This window comes from Sulfuritalea sp. (genome assembly GCF_017302275.1).
GTDB lineage: Bacteria > Pseudomonadota > Gammaproteobacteria > Burkholderiales > Rhodocyclaceae > Sulfuritalea.
The window spans coordinates 26,092-46,669 of the sequence record NZ_JAFLDR010000007.1 but is presented as its reverse complement, the minus strand read 5'-3'; the positions used below and the strand labels follow the sequence as shown (position 1 = coordinate 46,669).

The window sequence follows — 20,578 nt, the reverse complement described above, 5'->3', positions numbered from 1 at the left end:
GGGGCCATATTATTCGCTCAATCCATCAGGCCGCGCGCGTCGGCGACATGGTCGCGGTAGGCCTCGAAAATGCCCCGCAGGGCGGCTTCGAAGCCGACCTTGGGTGCCCATTTGAGGTCGGCCATGGTGTTGGCGATCTTCGGCACCCGGTGTTGCGTGTCCTGGTAGCCGCTACCGTAGTACTCGCCCGAGGTGGTTTCGAGGACCTTCACCCTGGCGACGCCTTCGGCATATTCCGGATACTGACGCGCCAGATCGAGCATCAAGGTCGCCAGTTCGCGGATCGAATAATTGTTGCGCGGGTTGCCGATGTTGTAGATCTTGCCGTTGGCGATGCCACCGGGGTTTTCGATGATTTTCATCAGGGCGTCGATGCCATCGGTGACGTAGGTGAAGGAACGCTTCTGGGCACCGCCATCGACCAGCTTGATCGATTCACCGCGCACGATGTGGCCGAGGAACTGGGTGATCACGCGCGAACTGCCTTCCTTCGGCGTGTGGATCGAATCGAGGCCGGGTCCGATCCAGTTGAAGGGACGGAACAGCGTGTATTGCAGGCCTTCCTGCTGGCCGTAGGCGTGGATCACGCGATCCATCATCTGCTTGGCACAGGAATAGATCCAGCGCGGCTTGTTGATCGGCCCCAGTACGAGGTTGGAGTTCTCCGGGTCGAACTCGGCGTCCTGGCTCATGCCATAGACCTCGGAGGTGGACGGAAACACCACGCGTTTGCCATACTTGACCGCCTGGCGGATGATCGGGAGGTTGGCCTCGAAGTCCAGTTCGAAGACGCGCAGCGGTTCCTTGACGTAGGTGGCCGGCGTGGCGATGGCGACCAGCGGCAGGATCACGTCGCATTTCTTGACGTGATACTCGATCCACTCCTTGTTGATCATCAGGTCGCCTTCGAAGAAATGAAAGCGGCCGCGCGTATCCGGCGCGGTCATCAGGTCGGCGACGCGGTCGGAATTCATGTCCATGCCATGGACCTCCCAGTCGGTCGTTTCCATGATGCGCTGGGAGAGATGGTGGCCGATGAAGCCGTTGACGCCGAGGATGAGGATCTTCTTCATGTCAGGGGGAGTGCCGGGGTTCCGAAAATAGCGTTGAGCCGGTCGCCTGCTGACATCGTGGCCTGTGACGACAGCAGCGGCAAACCGTCGAATTCTACCGCGAGCAGACGCAAAACTCCTCCGTCTCCGCATTCGGCATACAGCTTGCCGTCATCGGTGAACAGGGTCGGGCGGCCGCCGAACGGGCCGGCTTTTACCGTCGGATGGAGGCTGCGCAATACCCTGAGGCGGCCCTTGGCGGTATCCGAGTAGGCACCCGGATAGGGCGGGGCGACGGCACGTATCAGGTTGTGTACCGCAAGGGCCGGCCGCGACCAGTCGATGCGGCCATCCTCGGCCTTGCGTCCGCCGAAATAGCTCCCGGCGGAGAGATCCTGTCGCGTCGCGTGCCCACGGCCGGCCAGCAAGTCGGGGAGAACCCTGTCGAGGGCCAGCTCCGCGGCCAGCGTGACCTTGTTGAAGACTTCGAGAGCGGTGTCGTCGGGCAGGATGGGCACCGCCTGCTGTGCCACGATTTCGCCCGCATCGGGCTTTTCCAGCATGCGGTGCAGGGTGGCGCCGGTTTCCCGCTCGCCATGGATGATCGCCCAGTTCACCGGAACCCGTCCGCGATAGCGGGGCAGCAGGGAGCCGTGCATGTTCCATGCCCCCTGTGGCGGCAGGGCCAGCAAGGGAGGCTTCAGCATCAGCCGGTAGTAAAAGGAAAACAGGAAATCGGGGCGCAGGGCGGCAAGTCCGGCGACCACCTCCGGCGCGTTGGGATCTTCCGGTGTGATCACCGGTATGTCGTGCCGCGCCGCAAGTTCGGCGACGCTGTCGAACCAGATGGTCTCGGCCGGGTCGTCGGCGTGGGTCACCACGCAGGCCACGTCAATGCCATGCGCCAGCAGCACCGACAGGCAGCGCACGCCGACGTTGTGGTAGGCAAAGACGACGGCGCGAGTCATTGAACAACCCTCCCCCCAACCCCCTCCCGGCGGGAGGGGGTGACGGTGGTTCGCCGCTGCGCGGCTCCGGGTTTTGGCTGGCGCCCCTTCGGGCGGCCGTGCGGGGCGCTCATTCCTTGCGCTCGAGGATGGCTTCGATCAGGTAACGCGGGCGGTGGCGTACCTGTTGGTAGACGCGGCCGACGTACTCGCCGAGCAGGCCGATGCCGAACAGCGCGAGGCCGATCAGGAAGAACATCAGGGCGAACAGGGTGAACAGGCCTTCGGCTTCCGGGCCGATGATCAGGCGGCGCACGATCAGCAGCACGAACAGCGCGGCCGAGCCGAGCGAGACCAGGATGCCGAGCATGGAAAACCATTGCAATGGTACCAGCGAGAATCCCGTCATCAGGTCGAAATTGAGCCGGATCAGGCTGTAGATCGAGTATTTCGACTCGCCCGCCGCGCGCTCCTCGTGCCCGACCACGACTTCGGCCGGATTGCGGGCGAAGGTATAGGCCAGCGCAGGGATGAAGGTGGCGACTTCCTTGCAACTGTTGATTGCATTCACCACGCCGCGCGAATAGGCGCGCAGCATGTTGCCCTGGTCGGTGATCTTGATATGGGTGATCTTCTCGCGCAGCAGGTTCATGGCTTTCGAGGCCCAGGTGCGGAACAGGTTGTCCTGCCGGTTGGCGCGGATGCTGCCGACGTAATCGTGTCCGTCGCGCATCTTGGCCACCAGCTTGCCGATTTCCTCGGGGGGGTTCTGCAGGTCGGCGTCCAGCGTGACGACAATCTCGCCGCGGCAATGCTCGAAGCCGGCCATGATGGCCATGTGTTGCCCGGCGTTGGCGGCGAACAGGATGACGCGGGTGACGTCCGGCCGGGCCTCGTACTGCTGGCGCAGGATCGCGGCCGAGCGGTCGCGGCTGCCGTCGTTGATGAAGACGATCTCGTAGGGTTCGCCGAGCGCGTCGAGCGCCGGGTAGAGGCGGGCAAACAGTGTTTCGAGGCCTGATTCCTCGTTGTAGACGGGGATGACGATGGACAGGGTGGGGCTGATCATGGCGGCAGTGTTCAAAGTGGAGCGGACCGGCGCTGCGCGGCTTTATCGCGCAGCGTCCAGCGACTGACGGGTGTGATGTCGAGCGCAGGATCGGAACTCATGCGGCTATCCATTGCCTTTTGGGTTCGGACTCGAAGGCGTTCTCCATCTTTCGACTCAAACGTCAAATGATCCATCTGGCGAAGCGTGAATTGTCGTCATCGTGGAAAAGGGTCCGTCAGGGAGCAAGCGGATCCCGGGCTTTGGCGCCGATTGCCTTGGCGGCGGCGACGAGTTGTTTGTCGCAAGTCACCAGGGTGGCTTGAACATGCTGGCTGATCGCCAGATGCAAGGCATCGCCGGAGCGCAAGGGCAGGTCGAAGCGTGTCAGCAGTCCTTGAGCTTCCTTTTGGTGGTGGCCAGCGCAGGAAACCAGCTCGCAGGACTCGTTGGCGAAAGTCTTTATCGCGTCGAAGGCCCGGGTAGCGAAGTCGGCGTCGAGCTCGCCGCGGCGCAGCCGGATGCCGAGGGCCGATGCGCATTCGGTCAGCCCCCAATCGCTGAAGGCCAGGGGCTGGCGGCGGGAGGCGATCCACTTGCCGACAGACTCCGAAGCCGGTTCGCGAACGAACAGAGTCAGGACAATCGCCGTGTCCAGATACAGCATCAGTAGCGGGCGTCGCGCATGTCGCGGACCAGGTCGGTTGCGGACGTTTCCTGAGCGGGCATCGATTCACGGAATGCGCGTATCGCCTGCCAGTCGGGCGGCTGTTTGGCCGGACGGATCGGTGTTAACTGTGCCACCGGGTGGCCGCGACGAGTGATAACCAGCTCTTCACCGCCTTCGACGCGCGCAAGCAGTTCGGAAAGATGGGCCTTGGCTTCGGCGACGGTGCAGGTGTTCATGGTCAGTAATTGGTCATGTCGATGACCATATGGTAGCCGGTTAGGTTGTGGGCCGCAAGTTCGACTTCAATGCATCGGCCAGCGCGCTGCAGACGCGGTCGACGTCGCTGTCCAGCATCGAGGGAAACAGCGGCAGGGACACGGTGGTGGCACCGATCCGTTCCGCATGGGGGAAGTCGCCCGGCTTGAAGCCCAGCGCGCGGTACAGCGAGAACAGGTGCAGCGCCGGGTAGTGCACACCGACGCCGATGCCGAGATCCTTCATGCGGGCGATGAAGCGGCCGCGATCCGTGCCGGCGGGCAGCAGGACCTGGAACATGTGCCAGTTCGACTGGGTGAAGTCGGCCACAGGCAGTTCCAGTCCAAGGTCGCGGTCGATGCATTCGAAGTAGCGCCGCGCCAGGTCGCGGCGGCGGGCGGTGAAATCGGCCAGGTGCTTGAGTTGGCCCAGGCCGATGGCGGCCGCGATATCGGTCATGTTGGATTTGCCGCCCAGTACGTCGACCTCCATGCCGCCGTCGGGAAAGCGGCGCACGCCCTGCAGGCGCAGGCGTTCGCACAGGCCGGGATCGACATCGGCGGGCAGCACCAGGGCGCCGCCTTCACCCGTTGTAAGGTTCTTGTTGGCGTGGAAGCTGAAGGAGACGAAGTCCCGGTCCTTGCCGAAGGAGTTGCCGATGGGCCGCCCGTTCCACGAGGCGCCGAAGGATTGCGCGGCATCCTCGATCACGCGCAACTGGCGTCTTTGGGCGATGGCGTATAGCCGGTCGCGATCCACCGGCAGGCCGGCCAGGTCTACCGGGATGATGGCTTTGGTGTCCGGCGCGATCGCGGCGTCGATGCGGTCGAGGTCGATGTTGCGCGTGACCGGGTCGATGTCGACCAGGATGGGTCGCGCACCGACTTCGAGGATTACGTTGGCGGTGGCGACCCAGGTCAGGGGCGTGGTGATCACCGTGTCGCCGGCGCCGACTTTTGCAAGGCGCAGGGCCGTTTCGAGGGTTGCCGTGCCGGAACTGAAGGCACGCACCCTGCGGCCGCCGCAGCAGGCCGACAGCGCCGTCTCGAAGGCTTGCACCTTCGGCCCGCTGGTGATCCAGCCGGAACGCAGCACGTCGCCCACGGCGGCGATGGTTTCCGCGTCGATCGAGGGCCGCGTAAACGGTAGAAAGTCCTGGTTCACGACCGCGCCACCAGCACGACGCCGACCACGATGAAGCCGATGCCCAGCAGCTTCTGCGCGGCGAGCGCCTCGCCGAACCATTGCCAGGCGATGAAGGCATTGATCACGTAGCCGATCGACAGCATCGGGTAGGCGATCGACACCGGTACCCGCGACAGCGCCATGATCCAGACCACCAGGCTCACAGCGTAACAGGCCATGCCGGACATGATGTAGGGCTGGAAGGCCAGCTTGAGGCCGACCGGAAGGATGTTGTCGGCATGGAATTCGAAATGGCCGACGGCGTTGGTGCCGGCCTTGAGCAGCAGTTGCGCGGCGGCGTTGAGCAGCACCCCGGCGAGGATCAGGGAGAAGCTGATGGCGTTCATGGCTTGGCTCCGGCGCAGGGCCGCCCCAAGCCGGGGCGGTCGTTCGATGCGGACGACGCGCCGCGCGCGGCGAAACAATCGTCATCCCCGCCCTCGGGGCGGGGGTTGGGGGGTGGGCCTTTGCGGACAATTACGCGGCGCGTGTCGCGCAGGACTTCGGTCATCGGCAATCCCTTGCGCTGCATTTCCTGCCAGGTTGCCGGCGACATCAGCGCCCAGGCGGTTGGAGTGGCAAGCCAGGTGCGCTCGAATCCGGCCAGGTCGGCAATGAATTTTTCGGGTTCGCGCGAAATGCCGAATGCGAGTTCGTCGCGGTAGGCGACCATGGTGGTGGTGCGCTTCAGGTAGAACTGCAGGCTCTGGTCGTAGGTGTCCACGCTGAAGAACGGAGTGTCCGGCGCGAGTTGGGGGCGGATGGTCGCTGCGACGTCGTGCGCCGAGTTGGCCACGGCGAGCTTGTCGTGGCCGAGCAGGATGCCCTGGCCGAAGCCAAAGCCGCCAAATGCCAGGGCATACGCCGCGGCGACACTGCGTCCCTGCCGTCCCAGGCGGAACGCCGCCAGACCGGCCAGGAACAGCGCCGCCGCGCCGCCATATAGCCAGGGCTGGTAGGCCTCGTAGAGGGCCACGGGAACCTTTTCGCTGGCGAAGCGCGTGACGAAGGGAACCAGCAGGAGGCAAACGCCCCCGATCAGGGTGGCGGGCATGGTGAGCCAGCCGATGCGGCGGGTACCGGCTCCTTCGGACAGGTAGAGGCCGATCAGCGCCGCCAGGGCCGGAAAGATCGGCAGGATGTAGGAGGATAGCTTGGACCCTGAAACCGAGAAAAAGGCGAAAACCAGAACCGCCCAAAGGAACAGGAAGCGGCGCGGCTGGAAGCGCCGGCCGGGTTCGCGTCGGACGCCGGCGATCAGGCCCTGGGCCAGGCCACCAAGCCAGGGCAGCATGCCCGCCAGCAGTATCGGGATGAAATACCACGGGGGCTGGTAGCGGCCGTGGGTCTTGGTCAGGAAGCGCTCGAAATGCTCGTGGATGAAAAAGAAGCGGGCGAACTCGGGATTGGCCAGCGATACCGCGACGAACCACGGCGCCGTGATGGCAAGCAGGATCGCCAGCCCGCGCCCGGGACGGATGCGCAGGATGAAGCCCGGGTCGCGCTGCCACAGCGCATAGGCGAAGACGACGAAAGCCGGCAGCGCCAATCCGATCAGCCCCTTGGACAGCACGGCGAGCGCCAGCAGCACCCAGGCGCCGTCCTGCCAGCGCCGACTTTCCCGCGGGTCCTGACGCAAACTTGCGTCGTCGCGTTGCGCCAGGCAAAGGGCGAATACGGCGGCGGACAGGAAGAAGCTGACACCCATGTCCAGCGTGTTGAGATGGCCGATCACGTTCCACAGCAGGCTGCCACCGAGCACTGCGCCGGCGATCAGCCCGGCTTGCCGGCCGAACAGGCGGGTGGTGGCGAAGACGGTGAACAGCACGCCGAGGAAACCGGTCAACGCCGGCCAAAGGCGGGCGGTCCAGTGGTGCTCGCCGAATGCCGTGAAGGCGGTTGCCGTCGCCCAGTACTGCAGGGGCGGCTTGTACAGGTATTTGATGTCGTTCAGCCGGGGCGTGATCCAGTCGCCGCTAGCCACCATCTCGCGCGGAATTTCGGCGTAGCGGCCCTCGTCGGGGTTGATCAGGCGTCGCTGTTCCAGGGTGCCGAACCAGAGCAGGCCGAAGGCCAGCAGCAGCGCCAGCAGCGTGCCGCCGCTCAGGTCACGCGGTTGAACTAGCCCGCGCATTCGACGATCAGTGCGGCGGCGACGTCGCGTCCTTCGGCCATCAGGATGTTGTAGGTGCGGCAGGCGGCGTGGCTGTCCATCACCTCGACACCGATCCGCCGTTCGATCAGCGGACGCAGCAGCGCGGGGGACGGGAAGCGCTGGCGCAGGCCGGTGCCGAGCAGCACGATGGGGCATTCGAGGGCGGCGATCGCGGCCATGTCGGCTTCCGTCAGGGCGTCGAACGACAGCGGCGGCCAGTCGTCGACCAGGTGTCGCGGGGTGAGGAGGAAACTTCGGTTCAGGGCTCGGCCATTCACGGCAATTCGGCTCGCGTCATAGGCGGTGATCGCAAGCAGACCGGGAGTGACAGTGGAATGCAGCTTCATGCGGGGCGGCGATATCGACCTGGGGCGGGGTGGGGCAAGACCGGCTGGAAGCCGCATCAAATCGGGATTTGCGGTGCAGCAACGGCTTCGGTAACATTATACCTTTTAGTTTCCGCATAACGTTCGCCGAAGCGAGCGCGTCGCCGTCGGATCGGGGCACCCGGTTTCCGCGCCACGTTCGTAAGGTGATGCTTTGTCTCTCCGCCAATGGCGTGTCCCGCGCCCGGCGCTCCAATCGAAAGGACGGTTGCCGATGCAGCCAGTAAACAAATCCGCCAAGCTCGCCAACGTCTGTTACGACATTCGCGGGCCCGTGCTGGCCCGCGCGCGGCAAATGGAAGAGGAAGGTCACAAGATCATCAAGCTGAACATCGGCAATCTCGCCGCCTTCGGCTTCGATTCCCCCGAGGAAATCCAGCAGGACATGATCCGCAACCTACCCAACGCGGCCGGCTATGTCGATTCCAAGGGAATTTTCTCGGCACGCAAGGCGGTGATGCACTACACGCAGCAGAAGCACATCAAGGGCGTCGGCATCGAGGACATCTACATCGGCAACGGCGTCTCGGAACTGATCGTGATGGCGATGAACGCCTTGCTCGACAGCGGTGACGAGGTCCTGGTCCCGGCCCCCGATTATCCGCTGTGGACCGCTGCCGTCAGCCTGTCCGGCGGCACGCCGCGCCATTACCTGTGCGACGAAGGCGCCGGCTGGCTGCCCGACCTGGCCGACATCCGCGCCAAGATCACGCCGCAGACCCGCGCCATCGTCATCATCAACCCCAACAACCCGACCGGGGCGCTGTATCCCGACGAAGTGCTGAAGGAGATCATCGAGATCGCGCGGCAGAACGACCTGATCATCTATGCCGACGAGGTCTATGACAAGGTGCTTTACGACGGCGCGAGCCATACGTCGATTGGTGCCCTGTCAGAGGATGTCCTGACCATCACCTTCAACGGCCTGTCGAAGAATTACCGTTCCTGCGGCTACCGTGCCGGCTGGATGATCGTCTCCGGCGAAAAGAAGCATGCGCGCGACTACATCGACGGCCTCGACATGCTGGCTTCGATGCGCCTGTGCGCCAACGTGCCGGGCCAGTGGGGCATCCAGACGGCCCTGGGCGGCTACCAGAGCATCGACGACCTGGTCGCGCCGGGCGGTCGCATGTGCCGCCAGCGCGACGTCGCCCATGAGTTGATCACCGCGATCCCCGGCGTCAGCTGCGTCAAGCCCAAGGCCACCCTGTACATGTTTCCGCGCCTGGATCCGAAGCTGTATCCGATTTCTGATGACCAGGAGTTCATCGCCGAGCTGCTGGCGCAGGAAAAAGTGTTGCTGGTCCAGGGCACGGGCTTCAACTGGCCGCATCCCGACCATTTCCGGCTCGTCTTCCTGCCGCATGAGGACGACCTGCGCGAAGCCGTCGGCCGCATCGCACGCTTTCTCGAAGGCTATCGCAAGCGTCATGGCACCTGAGCTGGCCGTGCTCGACGTGACCGGCGGCGATGGCAGCCTGGTCGAGCAGGAATGGCTGTCGCGTGCCGAGCCGGTGCATCGGCAACTGCGTGACGGGCTGCCGGCCGACTATGCCGGGCGCTTGCGCGTGGTGTTTGCCAACGGCGGGCGCATGAGCGTGGCGACGGAGGCGCAGGCCGTGCGCGGCGTTGCAGTTTGGCGTCTGATCGAGAACACCTACGAGGGGCGCCGCTTGTATGTCGATGACCTGGTGACCGATGCGGCGCATCGCTCGCGGGGAGTCGGCCGGGCGTTGTTTCATCATCTGGAGCGACATGCGCGCAACTTGCAGTGCGATGTTCTGGCACTCGATTCGGGCACCCAGCGGACCGGTGCCCACCGCTTCTATTTTCGCGAAGGCATGGTGATCCCGGCTTTCTGCTTCAGGAAAAACTTGACATGAAACCTATCAGCGTAGGACTCCTCGGCATCGGCACCGTCGGTGGCGGTACCTTCAACGTGCTGGCGCGCAACGAAGCCGAGATCACCCGCCGCGCCGGGCGGCCGATCCGCATCACCAAGGTCGCCGACAAGAACCTGGAACTCGCGCGCCAGGTCACGGCCGGCCGGGCACAGGTGACGGACGATGCCTTCTCGGTGGTGTCCGACCCGGAGATCGACATCGTCATCGAACTGATCGGTGGCTACGGCATTGCCCGGGAACTGGTGCTGAAGGCCATCGCCAACGGCAAGCATGTGGTGACCGCCAACAAGGCGCTGCTCGCGGTACATGGCAACGAGATTTTCGCCGCGGCCAGCAAGCAGGGCGTCATGGTTGCCTTCGAGGCGGCGGTGGCTGGCGGGATTCCGATCATCAAGGCGCTGCGCGAGGGATTGACCGCCAACCGCATCCAGTGGATCGCCGGCATCATCAACGGCACCACCAACTTCATACTGTCGGAAATGCGCGACAAGGGCCTGCCCTTCGACGTCGTGCTCAAGGAGACGCAGCGCCTGGGCTATGCCGAGGCCGATCCGACCTTCGACATCGAGGGCGTCGATGCCGCCCACAAGATCACCATCCTCTCGGCGCTGGCCTTCGGCATCCCGATGCAGTTCGACAAGGCGCACGTGGAAGGCATCAGCAAGCTCGATGCCGACGACATCAAGTACGCCGAACAGCTCGGCTACCGAATCAAGCTGCTCGGCATCACGCGCCGCCGTGCGGAGGGCGTGGAACTGCGCGTGCATCCGACCCTGATCCCGGCCAGGCGCCTGATCGCCAACGTCGAGGGCGCCATGAATGCGGTTCTGGTGCAGGGCGATGCCGTCGGCGCCACGCTCTACTACGGCAAGGGCGCCGGCGCCGAGCCGACCGCTTCGGCGGTGATTGCCGACCTGGTCGATGTCACGCGCATGCATACCGCCGACCCCGAAAACCGCGTGCCGCACCTGGCCTTCCAGCCCGACGCCATGGAAAACACGCCTATCCTGCCGCTGTCCGAGGTGGAAACCAGCTACTACCTGCGCCTGCGTGTCGAGGACAAGCCGGGAGTGCTGGCCGACATCACCCGGATACTGGCCGACCAGCAGATCTCGATCGATGCCATGATCCAGCGCGAACCGGGCGAGGGTGAATCGCAGACCGACATCATCATGCTGACCCACGTCACGCGCGAAAGGAATGTCGATGCGGCCATCGTGAAGATCGAGGCTCTGCCGGTGGTAAGCAAGAAGGTGATCCGGCTGCGCATGGAAGAACTGGGCTGAGATGAAATACATCTCCACCCGCGGCGAGGCGCCGGCACAAAGCTTCTGCGACATCCTGCTGGGCGGCCTGGCGCCGGACGGCGGGCTCTACCTGCCTGGCATCTATCCGCAGGTCAGCGCGACCGAGCTCGCCGAATGGCGCGGCTTGCCCTACCATGCGCTGGCCCTGTCGATCCTGCAGAAGTTCGTCGACGACATTCCGGCCTGCGACCTCAAGATGCTGGCCGATCGCACCTATTCGGCCAACGTCTACCGCCACTGCCGGCCGGGTCGCGACGCCGGCGACATCACGCCGCTGACCACGCTGGAACCCGGCTTCCACCTGCTCGAACTGTCCAACGGGCCGACACTGGCGTTCAAGGACATGGCCATGCAGCTGCTCGGCCACCTCTTCGAGTACGTGCTGGAAAAGCGCGGTGAGACCATCAACATCCTCGGCGCCACCTCGGGCGACACCGGTTCGGCCGCCGAGTACGCGATGCGCGGCAAGCAGCGGGTCAAGGTCTTCATGCTGTCCCCCGAGGGCAAGATGAGCGCCTTTCAGCGCGCGCAGATGTTCTCGCTGCAGGATCCGAACATATTCAACATTGCCGTGCGCGGCATGTTCGACGACGCCCAGGACATCGTCAAAGCAGTGTCGAATGATGCCGGATTCAAGGCGCGCTACCGCATCGGCGCGGTGAACTCGATCAACTGGGCGCGCGTCATGGCCCAGGTGGTGTATTACTTCAAGGGCTATTTTGCCGCCACCGCGTCGAACGACCAGGAAGTGGCGTTTTGCGTGCCCTCCGGCAATTTCGGCAACATCTGCGCCGGCCACATCGCGCGCATGATGGGCCTGCCGATCGCCCGCCTGGTGCTGGCGACCAATGAAAACGACGTGCTCGACGAGTTCTTCCGCACCGGGGTCTATCGGCCGCGCGTGACGGCGGAAACACATGTCACCTCGAGCCCGTCGATGGACATTTCCAAGGCCTCCAACTTCGAGCGCTTTGTCTTCGACCTGGTCGGCCGCGATGCCGGCAAGGTGCGCGACCTGTGGCGCGCGGTGGATGCCGGCGGCTCCTTCGACCTGCGGGGCACGCCGTATTTTTCCGCCCTGCCGGACTATGGCATCGTTTCCGGACGCAGCCTGCATGCGGACCGGATCGCGACCATCCGCGACGTCTGGAAGTGCCATCAGGTGATGATCGACACGCACACCGCCGATGGCGTAAAGGTGGCGCGCGAGCATCGCGAACCCGGGCTGCCGATGATCGTGCTGGAGACCGCGCAGCCGGTCAAGTTCACCGAAACGATACTCGAGGCGCTGGGCCGCGAACCGGTACGGCCTAAGGAGCTGGAGGGCATCGAGGACCTGCCGCAACGCGTCGAAGTGGTCGACGCCGAGGTGGATCAGGTCAAGGCAATCATTGTCCGCCATTGCTGAGGCGGGCGGCGCTGCAGGAAGTCGGCGCCGGCGCTACGGCGATCCGGGGCTAGAGGTAGATGACCGCCGGGAAAACCGTGACCGCGAGAACCAGGATCAGCCATTCCATGTTGTAGCGGGCCAGCGCTCCGGTGAAGTGCATGACCAGCACGACGATGGCGATGACGTAGTAAAGGATGAAAAGCATTTTTTATTCTCCGTGGGCGGTGCGCGTCGCGGGCGACCGCGGAGCGAGACCGTTAGGCTGGTTCGTTGAGGATTCTAGCATCAACGACTAACTGTCAAGCAGGAGGCTCAGGGGTTTAAATTTGAGCGAAATTTCCTGCCCGCGGCGTGCGCGCGCAGCCCTGTAGCCCGCCTGGGAGCGCGCATCGAGCGCCTGCTGCGCGGGCTTTCCGCCGCGACCGCTGCCGCCGATCGATAGCGCCTGGCCGTTGCTCACGACAACGCCGACCACCTCGTCGTCCTTTACCAGGTCGATCAGCATGAGGCCCTTGCCCTTGCCCATTTCCTTGAGCTCCGCCAGCGCGAAGATCAGCAGGCGGCCGGCGCGGGTGAGCACGGCCACGCTGGCGCCGATGACCGCGGCCGGCGGCAGCGGCGCCTCGCTTTTCTCGAGCGACAGGAAGGCCTTGCCGGCCTTGTTGCGGGAGACCATGTCGCCGACGGTGGCGACGAAACCGTAGCCCTGGGTGCCGGCCACCAGGTACTTGCTATCCGGCGCAGCGGTCAGCACCTGGGCCAGCTTGCCGCCCTCCTGCAGGTCGATCATGGTGTTGAGCGGGGCGCCGTCGCCGCGGCCGCCCGGCAGGTCGGAGATCTTGACGCTGTAACTGCGCCCGTTGCTGTCGATCACGATCAGCGGCCAGACGGTGCGGGCCTCCGCCACCAGCCAGGGGAAGTCGCCGGTCTTGTAGGTGATGCTGGCCGGGTCGATGCCGTGGCCCTGGCGCGAGCGTACCCAGCCGTTCTTCGAGATGATCACGGTGACCGGCTCGTCGGGCACGGAAATTTCGCCTTGAGAGATCGGCGTCACGGCTTCCAGCAAGGTACGCCGTTCGTCGCCGAAGCGCTTGGCGTCGTCGTTGATTTCCTTCTGGATCAGCTTCGTCATTTCGCTGCGCGAGTCGAGCAGCTTGTTCAGCTGGCCGTGTTCGGTGCGCAGGTCGCCCAGTTCCTTCTCGATGCGGATGCCTTCAAGGCGGGCCAATTGGCGCAGGCGGATTTCCAGGATGTCCTCGGCCTGGACTTCGGTAAGGCCGAAGCGCGCCATCAGGTCCGGCTTGGGTTCGTCCGATTCGCGGATGCACTTGATCACTTCCTCGATGCGCAGGAACACCGTCATGCGCCCTTCGAGGATATGCACGCGGCGCAGCACCTCGGCGAGGCGATGGCGGCTGCGCCGCTCGACCGTGGCGAAGCGGAAGGCGATCCATTCGTGGAGGATGTTGAGCAGGTTCTTCTGCTGCGGCCGTCCGTCGCGGCCGACCATGGTCAGGTTGACCGACACGCTGGCTTCGAGGCTGGTATGCGCCAGCAGCACGGCCATGAACTCGTCCTGCGGGATGCGCGAGCTCTTCGGCTCCAGCATGATGCGCACCGCCTGCTGGTCGCTGGATTCGTCGCGCACGCTGTCGAGTACGCCGAGCACCAGCGTTTTCAGGTTTTTCTGTTCCTGGCTGACATCCTTCTTGCCAGCGCGCGGTTGCGGGTTGGTCAGGCCTTCGATTTCCGACAGCACCTGGGCGACCGAGACTCCATGCGGCAGTTCGTAAACGATCACGCGCCACTGGCCGCGCGCGAGCTCCTCGATGCGCCAGCGCGCGCGCATGCGCAATGAACCGCGACCGTTGGCGTAGGCGTCGCGGATGTCGGCTGAGGTCGAAATGAGCTGGCCGCCGCCGGGGAAATCCGGTCCCGGCATCACCGCCAGTACCTCTTCGAGCATGGCTTCCGGCTTCCTGATCAGCAGGCGCGCCGCCTCGGCAACTTCGCGCAGGTTGTGCGGCGGGATCTCGGTGGCCATGCCGACGGCGATGCCCGAGGCGCCATTGAGCAGCACGATCGGCAGGCGCGCCGGCATTAGTTGCGGCTCGGTCATCGAGCCGTCGTAGTTGGCGATGAAATCCACCGTGCCGCGATCGATCTCGCCCAGCAGCAGGTCGGCGAAGGGCGTCAGGCGGCATTCGGTGTAGCGCATCGCCGCGGCGCCGTCGCCGTCGCGCGAGCCGAAGTTGCCCTGGCCGTCGACCAGCGGGTAGCGCAGGCTGAAGTCCTGTGCCACGCGCACCATGGCGTCATAGACGCTGGTGTCGCCGTGCGGGTGGTATTTGCCGATCACGTCGCCGACCACGCGCGCGCTCTTGACATGCTTGGCGCTGGCCGCCAAGCGCATCTCGTTCATGGCGTGGAGGATCCGCCGTTGCACCGGCTTGAGGCCGTCCTCGACCTGGGGCAGGGCGCGCGCGCGTACTACGCTCATGGCATAGGCCAGGTAGGCACGCTCGGCATAGGCGGCCAGCGGCAGCGAACTGCCGTCGCCCATGGGTGAATCAAGAGTCGGCGCTGGCGGTACGGCGGGTGGTGGAGTTTCGGCGCCGGGAGGCTCGTCGAACATATCGGGGGTTTCGTTGTTCATGATTGCTGCTTTGGAAAAACTGTTTAAGCCGTCACACCGGCGAAAGCCGGTGTCCAGCACCTTGGTTCTCCTGGATTCCGGCGTTCGCCGGAATGACAATTTGGCACTTGATCGGCACCTTCTCAGATATCCGCTTCGATGAGGTGGCCGTTGGCTTCCATCCAGGTCCGGCGCGAGGAGGCTTCGCCCTTGCCCATCAGCAGGTTGAAGAGTTTCATGGTGTCCTCGCGCGCGGTGGCGAGGTCGGTGACGGGAAGGACGCGGCGCGTGGCCGGCGCCATCGCGGTTTCGCGCAACTGGTCGGGATTCATTTCGCCCAGGCCCTTGAAGCGGCCGACCTCGACGGCATCCTCGCGGATGCCTTCCTTGACCAGGCGATCCTTGATGGCGACGAGTTCGCCTTCGTCCAGTGCATACAGCCGGCGTGCCGGGCGTTTCTTGCCCGAAGCGGGGACGTCGATGCGATACAGCGGCGGCTGTGCGATGTAGATATGGCCGTGGCGGATAAGAGCCGGGAAGTGGCGGTAGAACAGCGTCAGCAGCAGGGTCTGGATGTGCGCGCCGTCGACGTCGGCATCGGACATGATGATGACCTTGCCATAGCGCAGATTGGTGAAATCCGGTTCGGCATCGGCGGCGTGCGGGTCCACGCCCAGCGCCACCGCGATGTCGTGGATCTCGTTGTTGGCGAACAGACGCCCGGCTTCCACCTCCCAGGAATTGAGCACCTTGCCGCGCAGGGGCAGGATGGCCTGGGTCTCCTTGTTGCGCGCCATTTTGGCCGAGCCGCCGGCGGAATCGCCCTCGACCAGGAACAGCTCGTTCTCGGCGATGTCGGTCGATTCGCAGTCGGACAGCTTGCCCGGCAACACGGCGACGCCGGACTGCTTGCGCTTCTCGACTTTCTGCGCATTCTTCTGCCGCGCCAGCGCCTGCTTGATGGAAAGCTCGGCGATCGCCTTGCCGGCCTCGACATGCTGGTTGAGCCAGATCTCGAAAGGGTCGCGGATCATGCTGGAGACCAGCTTGACGGCTTCGCGCGAATTCAGTTTTTCCTTGACCTGACCCTGGAACTGCGGGTCGAGGATGCGCGCCGAGAGCACATAGGCCATGCGCCCGCAGACGTCGTCCTGCTGGAGCTTGACGCCGCGCGGCAGCAGGGCGCGGTGCTCGATGAAGGACCTGACGGCTTCGAAGACCCCGGCGCGCAGCCCCGCTTCGTGCGTGCCGCCGGCCACGGTCGGGATCAGGTTGACATAGGACTCGGAGGCGACCGACTCGACATGCCAGCCGATGGCCCAGGAGGCGCCCTCGCCGGGCGCGAAATCGGCGTGGTCGGCGTCGGCGTATTTCTCGGCGGCATACAGCGGGGCGACCGCTTCGGCATTACCCGCCAGCTCGGCCAGGTAGCCGGCCAGGCCGCCGGGATAGCTCCAGGTCTTGCTGGCGAGGCTGCCGTCGGCCTGCTCGATGTCGAGGCTGACCTTGACGCCGGGCAAGAGCACGGCCTTGGAGCGTAGCAGCCGTTCCAGCTCCGCCTGCGGCACCCGCGGCGTGTCGAAGTATTTCGGGTCGGGCCAGACCCGCACGCGGGTTCCGCTGTGGCGGCCACAGGTGCCGGCCGAGGTGAGGGCGCCGACGACTTCGCCGCCGCCGGAAAATTCGATGGTCCAGATTTTTCCTTCGCGCCGCACTTCAACCGAGACACGGGTCGACAGCGCATTGGTCACCGCGACGCCGACGCCATGCAGGCCGCCGGAGAAGGCATAGGCCGAGTTGCCGGCGTTCTTGTCGAACTTGCCGCCGGCATGCAGTCGCGTGAAGGCCAGCACCACCACCGGTATTTTTTCGTCGGGATGGAGGCCGACCGGAATGCCGCGGCCGTCGTCGGTGACGGTAATCGAGCCATCGAGGTGGAGCAGCACGTGGAGGTTTTTCGCATGGCCGCCGAGTGCCTCGTCGGCGGAGTTGTCGATGACCTCCTGGATGATGTGCGCCGGCGAGTCGGTGCGGGTATACATGCCGGGGCGCTCGCGCACCGGCTCCAGTCCCTTGAGGACACGGAAGGAGGATTCGTCGTAAGCGGGGCTTGCAGCCATGTTTCCCTTGAGGCAGTGGAAGGATTCAGAATCGTGCGTCGGCGAGACAATCGGCGAGGCCGATGCGCCAGTCTGGCAGGGCGACGCCGAAGGTGACGCGGAAGCGCCTGCAGTCGAGGCGCGAGTTGGCCGGGCGTGGCGCCGGCAGGCGATAGTCGGCGCTGGCGATACGGTGAACGACGGGTGACCTGTCGAGCAGGCCGCCACGCTGCGCTTCCCGAAAAATGGCTTCGGCATAACCGTGCCAGCTGGTCTCGCCGGCAGCGGCGAGATGAAACAGGCCGTCGGGTATTTCCCTGCGGGAGAGCAGCAGGGCCGTGGCATCGGCCAGGTGGCGGGACCAGGTCGGTGCCCCGACCTGGTCGTCGACCACGCGCAGTTCGTCGCGCTCGCGTGCCAGGCGCAGCATGGTTTTCATGAAGTTCGCGCCATACAGGCCATAGACCCAGCTGGTGCGAAAGATCAGGTGGCGGGCAGTGCTCGCGGTGATCGCCCGTTCGCCGGCCAGCTTGCTGCGGCCGTAGGCTGACAGTGGCGCGGGAGTGTCTTCCTCGTTGTAGGCGGCGGCTTTGATGCCGTCGAAAACGTAGTCGGTCGAATAGTGGATCAGCAGCGCGCCGAGACGCTTGGCTTCTTCAGCCAGGATGCCGGGCGCCAGGGCATTTATTGCGTCCGCCGCCGCCGGATCACTCTCGGCCTTGTCGACCGCCGTGTAGGCAGCGGCGTTGATGATGGCGTCCGGCGCAATGGCGCGGACCGAGGAGCGCAGTGCGTCCGGATCGGCGAGGTCAAGTTGCTGCCGATCGCAGGCCACTACCTCGCCCAGGCAGGCCAGCGAACGCTTCAATTCGCGACCGAGTTGTCCGGTACAACCGGTGACCAGCATCTTCACCCGAAGGTCTCCGCACACGCCAATGGCGTACCCGTCTTGTCCTTGCCAGCCAGCAACGGCTCGCCATCGAGCGGCCAGGGAATCGCCAGTTGCGGGTCGTTCCATTGCAGGGTGCGTTCGTGCACCGGGCTGTAGTAATCGGTGGTCTTGTAGAGGAATTCCGCAGCGTCCGAAATGACGTAGAAGCCATGGGCGAAACCCGGAGGTATCCAAGCCATGCGGTGGTCGGCCGCGGAAAGCCCGAAGCCGACCCACTGGCCGAAGGTGGGCGAGGAACGGCGCAGGTCGACCGCGACGTCATACACGGCGCCAGCCGTGACGCGCACCAGCTTGCCCTGGGCATGCTCGATCTGGTAGTGCAGGCCGCGCAGCACGTTCTTCTGCGAGCGGGAGTGGTTGTCCTGCACGAAATCCGCATCGATGCCGGCTTCGGCCAGGCTGCGTCGGTTCCAACTCTCGAAGAAGAAGCCGCGATCATCGCCGAATACCTTCGGCTCCAGTATCAGCACGTCAGGGATTGCGGTGGGAATGACCTTCATCCCTGCACCCCGTGTTCCAGCAGTTTCTGCAGGTACTGGCCATACTGGCTCTTGGCCAGCGGCAGCGTGAGCTTTGCCAGTTGTGCGTCGTCGATCCAGTTCTGGCGCCAGGCCACTTCCTCGGGGCAGGCGACTTTCAGGCCCTGGCGCTTTTCGATGACCTCGATGAATTGTCCGGCTTCGAGCAACGACTCGTGGGTACCGGTATCGAGCCAGGCCATGCCGCGCCCCATCATTTCGACCTTGAGCTGGCCCCGTTCAAGGTAGATCCGATTGAGGTCGGTGATTTCAAGTTCGCCGCGCGACGAGGGCTTGAGCCTGGCGGCGAAGTCGCAGACCTGGTTGTCGTAGAAGTAGAGTCCTGTGACGGCGTAACGCGACTTTGGTGTTTTCGGCTTTTCCTCGATGCTGACGGCGTGCCCTGCTTCGTCGAAGGCGACTACGCCGTAGCGTTCAGGGTCGCTGACCGCATAGGCGAACACCGTGGCGCCAGCGCCGACTTTCGTGGCGCGCTGCAACTGGGCGGCGAAATCGTGGCCATAGAACAGGTTGTCTCCCAGTACCAGGGCCGATGGGTTCTCGCCGACGAAGTCGCGGCCGATGATGAACGCCTGGGCCAGTCCGTCGGGGCTGGGTTGCACTGCGTACTCGATCCGGACGCCCCACTGCGAACCATCCCCCAGCAGTTGCTCGAAGCGCGGCGTGTCGAGCGGTGTCGAGATGAGCAGGATTTCGCGAATCCCTGCCAGCATCAGCGTGGTCAGGGGGTAGTAAATCATCGGCTTGTCGTAAATCGGCAGGAGCTGCTTGGACACCGCCAGCGTGACCGGATGCAGCCGCGTACCGGAGCCGCCGGCGAGGATGATGCCGTGGGTGGTCGGGATGCTCATTGGCGGTCTCCATAGTTGCGATCCATCCACTGGCGGTACTCGCCGGAGACGACGTGGGCCACCCAGGCCGGATTGTCCAGATACCACTGCACGGTCTTCCTCATGCCGGTCTCGAAACTTTCCCGCGGCGTCCAGCCCAGTTCGCGCTCGATCTTGCCGGCGTCGATCGCGTAGCGCTTGTCGTGGCCGGGCCGGTCCGCGACCGAAATCTTCTGCTCGCGGTAGCTCCTGCCGTCACGACGTGGCTTGAGTTCGTCGATCAGGGCGCACAAAGTGTCGACCACTTCGAGGTTGGTTTTCTCGTTGTGGCCGCCGATGTTGTAGGTCTCGCCGGGCCTGCCTTGTTCGAAAACGAGCTGTAGCGCGCGGGCGTGGTCGTCAACGTAGAGCCAGTCGCGCACGTTGTCGCCCTTTCCGTAGATCGGCAGCGGCTTGTCCGAAACGGCGTTGTGGATCATCAGCGGGATCAGCTTCTCCGGGAACTGGCAGGGGCCGTAATTGTTGGAGCAGTTGGTCAGGACCGTCGGCAGGCCATAGGTATGGTGCCAGGCGCGCACCAGGTGGTCTGAAGCCGCCTTGGAGGCGGAGTAGGGGGAATTCGGCCGGTAGGGGTTGGATTCGAGGAACAGGCCGGTATCACCGAGCGAGCCGAATACTTCGTCGGTCGAGACATGATGGAAGCGGAACTTGGCCTTGCCTTCGGGATCGAGCGACGACCACCAGGCGCGCGCGGCTTCGAGCAGGGTATAGGTGCCGGTGATGTTGGTCGAAATGAAGTCGCCGGGACCATGGATCGAACGGTCGACATGCGATTCCGCCGCTAGGTGGATCACGCCGCAGGGCTTGTAGGTGGCGAAAAGTGCATCGAGCGCGGCGCGATCGCAAATGTCGGTTCGGCTGAAGACGTGGCGCGGATGCCCGACCAGGTCGGCCAAGGACTCAAGGTTACCGGCATAGGTCAGTTTGTCGACATTGACTACACGCCAATCCGTGGCTTCTATCAATTGGCGAATCAGCGCGGAGCCGATGAACCCGGCGCCGCCGGTAACAAGGATGGCTGTCATGTCTGTTGGGAAATAGATGCAGAAGATGCGAGGTCTTGCGGCAGATCCGGTGCGCTATTGTATTCGATCAAAATATCGGCTCTGGAGGGGGGCGTTGACAATAAAAGCTTTAGATATAAAATATACAAACTCTGTGTAA

20 protein-coding genes are annotated in these 20,578 nt (G+C 64.4%); 4 read left to right on the top strand and 16 right to left on the bottom strand.

All coding sequences use genetic code 11. The annotated features are described in order from the left end of the window. Positions 1 to 17: 17 nt before the first annotated feature. From J0M27_RS05490 to J0M27_RS05450, 9 genes are all read right to left on the bottom strand, one after another. Positions 18 to 1,073, bottom strand: a complete 1,056-nt coding sequence (locus tag J0M27_RS05490) for a bifunctional UDP-4-keto-pentose/UDP-xylose synthase (RefSeq protein ID WP_294988242.1) — start codon at positions 1,071 to 1,073, stop codon at positions 18 to 20. After that, positions 1,070 to 2,020 (bottom strand): formyltransferase, encoded by a 951-nt coding sequence (locus J0M27_RS05485; RefSeq protein ID WP_294988240.1) that lies wholly within the window; start codon positions 2,018 to 2,020, stop codon positions 1,070 to 1,072. The genes J0M27_RS05490 and J0M27_RS05485 overlap by 4 nt, the downstream gene beginning before the upstream one ends. A 109-nt stretch (positions 2,021 to 2,129) precedes the next feature. Further along, complete coding sequence (locus J0M27_RS05480; protein ID WP_294988238.1) at positions 2,130 to 3,068, bottom strand: glycosyltransferase; 939 nt, start codon at positions 3,066 to 3,068, stop codon at positions 2,130 to 2,132. 217 nt (positions 3,069 to 3,285) lie between these two features. Next, positions 3,286 to 3,714, bottom strand: coding sequence for a type II toxin-antitoxin system VapC family toxin (locus J0M27_RS05475; protein WP_294988237.1), 429 nt, complete (start codon positions 3,712 to 3,714; stop codon positions 3,286 to 3,288). After that, positions 3,714 to 3,953, bottom strand: a complete 240-nt coding sequence (locus J0M27_RS05470) for a type II toxin-antitoxin system prevent-host-death family antitoxin (protein WP_294988235.1) — start codon at positions 3,951 to 3,953, stop codon at positions 3,714 to 3,716. The genes J0M27_RS05475 and J0M27_RS05470 overlap by 1 nt, the downstream gene beginning before the upstream one ends. A gap of 40 nt (positions 3,954 to 3,993) precedes the next feature. Then, positions 3,994 to 5,136: a DegT/DnrJ/EryC1/StrS aminotransferase family protein gene (locus tag J0M27_RS05465; protein ID WP_294988233.1), complete on the bottom strand. Its 1,143-nt coding sequence runs from the start codon at positions 5,134 to 5,136 to the stop codon at positions 3,994 to 3,996. Then, the gene (locus tag J0M27_RS05460) at positions 5,133 to 5,504 is read right to left on the bottom strand and encodes an SMR family transporter (protein WP_294988231.1); all 372 of its coding nucleotides are present in this window, start codon (positions 5,502 to 5,504) and stop codon (positions 5,133 to 5,135) included. The genes J0M27_RS05465 and J0M27_RS05460 overlap by 4 nt, the downstream gene beginning before the upstream one ends. After that, positions 5,501 to 7,291 carry a glycosyltransferase family 39 protein gene (locus tag J0M27_RS05455; RefSeq protein WP_294988230.1) on the bottom strand — a complete coding sequence of 597 codons (1,791 nt, stop codon included), beginning with the start codon at positions 7,289 to 7,291 and terminating at the stop codon, positions 5,501 to 5,503. The genes J0M27_RS05460 and J0M27_RS05455 overlap by 4 nt, the downstream gene beginning before the upstream one ends. Then, a complete protein-coding gene (locus tag J0M27_RS05450; RefSeq protein WP_294988228.1) occupies positions 7,279 to 7,659 on the bottom strand; it encodes an Mth938-like domain-containing protein in 381 nt (126 codons plus the stop codon). Before J0M27_RS05450 ends, J0M27_RS05455 begins: the two co-directional genes overlap by 13 nt. A 253-nt stretch (positions 7,660 to 7,912) precedes the next feature. Here J0M27_RS05450 and J0M27_RS05445 point away from each other — a divergent pair, with 253 nt between their 5' ends. From J0M27_RS05445 to thrC, 4 genes are read left to right on the top strand one after another with little or no spacing between them, the layout of a single operon-like run. Then, positions 7,913 to 9,139, top strand: a complete 1,227-nt coding sequence (locus J0M27_RS05445; RefSeq protein WP_294988226.1) for a pyridoxal phosphate-dependent aminotransferase — start codon at positions 7,913 to 7,915, stop codon at positions 9,137 to 9,139. Beyond that, on the top strand, positions 9,129 to 9,581 hold the full coding sequence (locus J0M27_RS05440) for a GNAT family N-acetyltransferase (RefSeq protein ID WP_294988224.1): 453 nt from the start codon (positions 9,129 to 9,131) through the stop codon (positions 9,579 to 9,581). Before J0M27_RS05445 ends, J0M27_RS05440 begins: the two co-directional genes overlap by 11 nt. After that, positions 9,578 to 10,888 (top strand): homoserine dehydrogenase, encoded by a 1,311-nt coding sequence (locus J0M27_RS05435; RefSeq protein WP_294988222.1) that lies wholly within the window; start codon positions 9,578 to 9,580, stop codon positions 10,886 to 10,888. Before J0M27_RS05440 ends, J0M27_RS05435 begins: the two co-directional genes overlap by 4 nt. Before the next feature lies 1 nt (position 10,889). Next, positions 10,890 to 12,317, top strand: a complete 1,428-nt coding sequence (thrC, locus tag J0M27_RS05430; protein ID WP_294988220.1) for a threonine synthase — start codon at positions 10,890 to 10,892, stop codon at positions 12,315 to 12,317. 49 nt (positions 12,318 to 12,366) lie between these two features. Here thrC and J0M27_RS05425 read toward each other — a convergent pair whose 3' ends face one another. The 7 genes from J0M27_RS05425 to rfbB form a co-directional block, all read right to left on the bottom strand. Then, positions 12,367 to 12,504: a hypothetical protein gene (locus J0M27_RS05425; protein WP_294988218.1), complete on the bottom strand. Its 138-nt coding sequence runs from the start codon at positions 12,502 to 12,504 to the stop codon at positions 12,367 to 12,369. 87 nt (positions 12,505 to 12,591) lie between these two features. Next, positions 12,592 to 14,955 (bottom strand): DNA topoisomerase IV subunit A, encoded by a 2,364-nt coding sequence (parC, locus tag J0M27_RS05420; protein ID WP_294988216.1) that lies wholly within the window; start codon positions 14,953 to 14,955, stop codon positions 12,592 to 12,594. 122 nt (positions 14,956 to 15,077) lie between these two features. Then, positions 15,078 to 17,054, bottom strand: coding sequence for a DNA topoisomerase IV subunit B (locus J0M27_RS05415; protein WP_294988214.1), 1,977 nt, complete (start codon positions 17,052 to 17,054; stop codon positions 15,078 to 15,080). Between the two features lie 25 nt (positions 17,055 to 17,079). Then, positions 17,080 to 17,940 carry a dTDP-4-dehydrorhamnose reductase gene (gene rfbD, locus J0M27_RS05410; protein ID WP_294988485.1) on the bottom strand — a complete coding sequence of 287 codons (861 nt, stop codon included), beginning with the start codon at positions 17,938 to 17,940 and terminating at the stop codon, positions 17,080 to 17,082. Positions 17,941 to 17,942: 2 nt separating this feature from the next. Next, positions 17,943 to 18,485, bottom strand: coding sequence for a dTDP-4-dehydrorhamnose 3,5-epimerase (rfbC, locus tag J0M27_RS05405; RefSeq protein WP_294988212.1), 543 nt, complete (start codon positions 18,483 to 18,485; stop codon positions 17,943 to 17,945). After that, a complete protein-coding gene (rfbA, locus tag J0M27_RS05400) occupies positions 18,482 to 19,375 on the bottom strand; it encodes a glucose-1-phosphate thymidylyltransferase RfbA (RefSeq protein ID WP_294988210.1) in 894 nt (297 codons plus the stop codon). Before rfbA ends, rfbC begins: the two co-directional genes overlap by 4 nt. Continuing rightward, positions 19,372 to 20,439, bottom strand: a complete 1,068-nt coding sequence (gene rfbB, locus J0M27_RS05395) for a dTDP-glucose 4,6-dehydratase (RefSeq protein WP_294988208.1) — start codon at positions 20,437 to 20,439, stop codon at positions 19,372 to 19,374. The genes rfbA and rfbB overlap by 4 nt, the downstream gene beginning before the upstream one ends. Between the last annotated feature and the right edge of the window lie 139 nt (positions 20,440 to 20,578).

What these genes read in the sequence shown, in the direction of transcription:
- J0M27_RS05425 (WP_294988218.1), bottom strand. Translation starts at nt 12,504, where the DNA reads ATGCTTTTCATCCTTTACTACGTCATCGCCATCGTCGTGCTGGTCATG.
- rfbA (WP_294988210.1), bottom strand. Translation starts at nt 19,375, where the DNA reads ATGAGCATCCCGACCACCCACGGCATCATCCTCGCCGGCGGCTCCGGT.
- J0M27_RS05475 (WP_294988237.1), bottom strand. Translation starts at nt 3,714, where the DNA reads ATGCTGTATCTGGACACGGCGATTGTCCTGACTCTGTTCGTTCGCGAA.
- J0M27_RS05470 (WP_294988235.1), bottom strand. Translation starts at nt 3,953, where the DNA reads ATGAACACCTGCACCGTCGCCGAAGCCAAGGCCCATCTTTCCGAACTG.
- J0M27_RS05435 (WP_294988222.1), top strand. Translation starts at nt 9,578, where the DNA reads ATGAAACCTATCAGCGTAGGACTCCTCGGCATCGGCACCGTCGGTGGC.
- J0M27_RS05450 (WP_294988228.1), bottom strand. Translation starts at nt 7,659, where the DNA reads ATGAAGCTGCATTCCACTGTCACTCCCGGTCTGCTTGCGATCACCGCC.
- thrC (WP_294988220.1), top strand. Translation starts at nt 10,890, where the DNA reads ATGAAATACATCTCCACCCGCGGCGAGGCGCCGGCACAAAGCTTCTGC.
- rfbC (WP_294988212.1), bottom strand. Translation starts at nt 18,485, where the DNA reads ATGAAGGTCATTCCCACCGCAATCCCTGACGTGCTGATACTGGAGCCG.
- J0M27_RS05490 (WP_294988242.1), bottom strand. Translation starts at nt 1,073, where the DNA reads ATGAAGAAGATCCTCATCCTCGGCGTCAACGGCTTCATCGGCCACCAT.
- parC (WP_294988216.1), bottom strand. Translation starts at nt 14,955, where the DNA reads ATGAACAACGAAACCCCCGATATGTTCGACGAGCCTCCCGGCGCCGAA.
- J0M27_RS05440 (WP_294988224.1), top strand. Translation starts at nt 9,129, where the DNA reads ATGGCACCTGAGCTGGCCGTGCTCGACGTGACCGGCGGCGATGGCAGC.
- J0M27_RS05445 (WP_294988226.1), top strand. Translation starts at nt 7,913, where the DNA reads ATGCAGCCAGTAAACAAATCCGCCAAGCTCGCCAACGTCTGTTACGAC.
- J0M27_RS05455 (WP_294988230.1), bottom strand. Translation starts at nt 7,291, where the DNA reads ATGCGCGGGCTAGTTCAACCGCGTGACCTGAGCGGCGGCACGCTGCTG.
- J0M27_RS05415 (WP_294988214.1), bottom strand. Translation starts at nt 17,054, where the DNA reads ATGGCTGCAAGCCCCGCTTACGACGAATCCTCCTTCCGTGTCCTCAAG.
- J0M27_RS05460 (WP_294988231.1), bottom strand. Translation starts at nt 5,504, where the DNA reads ATGAACGCCATCAGCTTCTCCCTGATCCTCGCCGGGGTGCTGCTCAAC.
- rfbB (WP_294988208.1), bottom strand. Translation starts at nt 20,439, where the DNA reads ATGACAGCCATCCTTGTTACCGGCGGCGCCGGGTTCATCGGCTCCGCG.
- J0M27_RS05485 (WP_294988240.1), bottom strand. Translation starts at nt 2,020, where the DNA reads ATGACTCGCGCCGTCGTCTTTGCCTACCACAACGTCGGCGTGCGCTGC.
- rfbD (WP_294988485.1), bottom strand. Translation starts at nt 17,940, where the DNA reads ATGCTGGTCACCGGTTGTACCGGACAACTCGGTCGCGAATTGAAGCGT.
- J0M27_RS05480 (WP_294988238.1), bottom strand. Translation starts at nt 3,068, where the DNA reads ATGATCAGCCCCACCCTGTCCATCGTCATCCCCGTCTACAACGAGGAA.